Annotated in this window: 3 protein-coding genes; 2 read left to right on the top strand and 1 reads right to left on the bottom strand. The window is 60.1% G+C overall.

Annotated features, from left to right (window positions below; genetic code table 11):
• Positions 1–445 (top strand): polysaccharide biosynthesis protein (locus FJ222_12750; protein MBM4165290.1); only part of this gene is annotated, 445 nt, incomplete at its 5' end.
• Positions 446–459: 14 nt separating this feature from the next.
• Here the strand turns inward: FJ222_12750 and FJ222_12745 are convergent.
• Positions 460–1,284 (bottom strand): hypothetical protein, encoded by an 825-nt coding sequence (locus FJ222_12745; protein MBM4165289.1) that lies wholly within the window; start codon positions 1,282–1,284, stop codon positions 460–462.
• An 83-nt stretch (positions 1,285–1,367) separates the two neighbouring features.
• On the opposite strand from FJ222_12745, the gene FJ222_12740 reads away from it, so the two are divergent.
• Positions 1,368–2,001, top strand: a 634-nt coding sequence (locus tag FJ222_12740) for an L-sorbose 1-phosphate reductase (protein ID MBM4165288.1), incomplete at its 3' end; no start/stop codon positions are given.

Here is a 2,001-nt window from a genome sequence, read left to right as displayed (position 1 = left end):
GGCGCGTTATTTCATGACCACGCGCGAGGCCGTGCGTCTGGTTCTCCACGCGACGGCCTGTGCGGCAGGGGGCGAAATCTTTGTGCTCGACATGGGACGGCCCATCAAGATCCTCGATCTGGCCGAAATGATGATCCGGCTCTCGGGTCTCCGTCCGCATGAGGATGTCGCCATCACCTACACGGGCATCCGACCGGGGGAGAAGCTCCATGAGGAACTCGATCTCAGCGAGACATCGGTGGTCCGGACGGATCACGCCCGCGTCTTCGTCGGCAAGGTCCCCCAATGCCCGGCAGCCGAGATTGAGCGGATGTGCGCCGACCTGGAACAGGTTTTAGCGAGAACCACCGATAACGACACCGTCCGGACCGCCATTCTGAAATGGGTCGCGACGCTGGACACTCGGCAGACGGCCTCTGCTCAAGGCGCCAGAATGGCGCCTTGAAGCCGCCGCTCCCGTCAGAACGGCCGAGAACCGTTAAACCGCTGGCGCTGGGTTTTGACCTTGGGCTCTTCCAGGCAGAGCGCGTACCAGAGATCGCCCAATCCCGCATTGTTGAAGTGGTTGATCTTGTTATTCGCCAGCAGGTCACGGTTGCGCTTGAGCGTCTCGTTCTCCGCCTTCTCACAACCGCGGATCAGGATCTTGTGCGCCTGATCCACCGCCCCCCGCTGCACCAGCATCCACGAATAGGCCGCATACAGAATCGCGGCATCCGCACCCCGTCCGAACCTCTGGATTCGTTTGACCTGCTTCTCAAAGAAAGCCTCCAGACCGGGATCCTTGAGCTGATACATCCGCGACAGCTTCATGGCGGCGGTCACCGGCTCGATGAACAGGCAACGAGGCATCAACTCATCGACCTTTCTGAAATCCTGGATCTGGTAATAGAGCTGCATCCGCAGCGTCGTAATCTGCTTGCCCAGCAACGGACTCCAGCGGCGCCAGCGTTCAAGACCGGTTGACGCCTCCAACGCCAGATCGACCGATTTGCGCTGCTCGCGTTCGAGCTCGATCTGGGCCTGTTTCTGACTCCCCGGCGGCCGTAACTGCCACTGGCTGACCTTGGCCTGTAGGCGCTTCTGACCGGCGAGCAGGATATCCTGCACCGCCTTCATCCCCGCCTCGACCTTCCGCTTCAGCCAGAAGCCGGCCGCCACTTGGAGGGCCAATGCGGCGAGCACACCCCACACCACGCTCCAACCCGGCCCCGCCGTGTCGCTGAACCCCAAGGCCCCGCCCACCGAAAACCCGAACATGACCGCAATCAGTATCGTATACATGCTTTATCCTTGTTACCCGCGAATGAATGTACCATAATCAGGCATATCTTTTGACAACTCAAGCCTAAAAGGAAAAGAACCTCATGAAGACCCTCGCTTTGCGGCTTTACGGGAAGAATGATCTCCGTCTGGAACGGTTCGATCTCCCCGAAATCGGAGACGACGCCATCCTCGCCGATATCGTCTCGAACAGCATCTGCATGTCGGATCATAAAGCCGCGGCGCAGGGTTCCGACCACAAGCGTGTCCCCCAGGATGTCGCGCAGCATCCGATCATTCTCGGCCACGAGTTCTGCGGACGTCTGCTCCAGGTCGGGAAGAAATGGCAGGGACGGTTCCACGCCGGCCGGAAATACAGCATCCAGCCTCAGTTAAACATTCCGGGCAAGGAGCACATGGCGCCGGGCTACTCCTTCCCTTTTATCGGCGGACATGCGACCCGGATCGTGATACCCCGCGAGGTGATGGAGCTGGAGTGCCTGCTCGATTATGACGGCGCATCCTATTTCAAGGCTTCGCTGGCCGAACCGGTCTGCTGCATCATCGGTGGAATCAAGACCAATTACCATTTCAAGCCCGGCGAGTACGTCCATCAGCAGGGAATCAGAGAGGGCGGCACCATGGCAATCCTCGCTGGAGCCGGGCCCATGGGCCTGAGCGCGATAGATCTTGCCCTGCACGGCGACAACCGGCCGTCGATCCTGGTGGTCACCGACA

The sequence above is a fragment of the Lentisphaerota bacterium genome (assembly GCA_016873675.1).
GTDB lineage: Bacteria > Verrucomicrobiota > Kiritimatiellia > RFP12 > JAAYNR01 > VGWG01.
Note: the sequence above shows the minus strand (reverse complement) of the source record. Positions and strands in the feature narration are given on the sequence as shown.

What these genes read in the sequence shown, in the direction of transcription:
- FJ222_12745 (MBM4165289.1), bottom strand. Translation starts at nt 1,284, where the DNA reads ATGTATACGATACTGATTGCGGTCATGTTCGGGTTTTCGGTGGGCGGG.